We start from the raw sequence: 761 nt of genomic DNA on the forward strand, positions 1-761 counted from the left end.
CACTGATGAAGCATGAGACGGGATATCGCCCTCCAAGCCCCATCAAGGCTTGACGGGCAACATAGAATCTCCCACGGTCGCTCGGCCATGCTGGCCGGCCTGATTAAGGGGCTTGTGGGAGGGGATTCATCCCCGATGGCGCAGCCCGGTGGCCGCCCCATCGCGACTGACGTCGCTCCCACGGCCAGGCTCCGGATGAACAATCTGGGTGAGAGATCACGGCTAGAGCTTGTGGGCCTTGACCGGGTACCCGCGCTGCTTATAGGTCTGCCAGCAGTCGCGCTTGGCCTCGAGCACCGCCTGATGCTGGTTGATGATCTCGGCGACCCGCTCGAAGCGCGAGAACCACTCGGGAATGCCGTCATGCAGGTTGAGCAGCGCCTCGATGGGCGGGCTCTCGGGCCCGGGATCCGGGGGCGCTTCCCAGCCCAGGGTGACCGGCGGCGTCGGCGTGACCTCATCGGCGAGCAGGGCGTGGGGCAGGTAGCTCTCGGGCTTGAAGGTCCACAGCCGCTCGTCCATGTCGCGGGCCATGGCCTCGTCGCGAGTGTGGATATGCAGCCGGTAGCCCTTGCGGTGAATGGTCTCGGCCAGCCGGCAGGCGAAGTCGAGACGCGCCTCGAGGGTGGTGTCGGGGAGGATGTAGAAATCGACGTGGGTCACGGCTAGGGCCTGATAACGGGCTACGGGCTACGGGCTACGGGCTACGGGCTACGGGCTACGGGCTACGGGCTACGGGCTACGGGCTACGGGCTACGGGC

Annotated in this window: 1 protein-coding gene; it reads right to left on the bottom strand. The window is 66.5% G+C overall.

What is annotated here, in order from left to right:
- Positions 1-222 precede the first annotated feature (222 nt).
- Positions 223-663 carry a DNA polymerase III subunit chi gene (locus tag G7A98_RS16570; RefSeq protein ID WP_163650776.1) on the bottom strand — a complete coding sequence of 147 codons (441 nt, stop codon included), beginning with the start codon at positions 661-663 and terminating at the stop codon, positions 223-225.
- Positions 664-761 lie beyond the last annotated feature (98 nt).

This window comes from Modicisalibacter sp. 'Wilcox', assembly GCF_010993675.1.
Lineage (GTDB): Bacteria > Pseudomonadota > Gammaproteobacteria > Pseudomonadales > Halomonadaceae > Modicisalibacter > Modicisalibacter tunisiensis.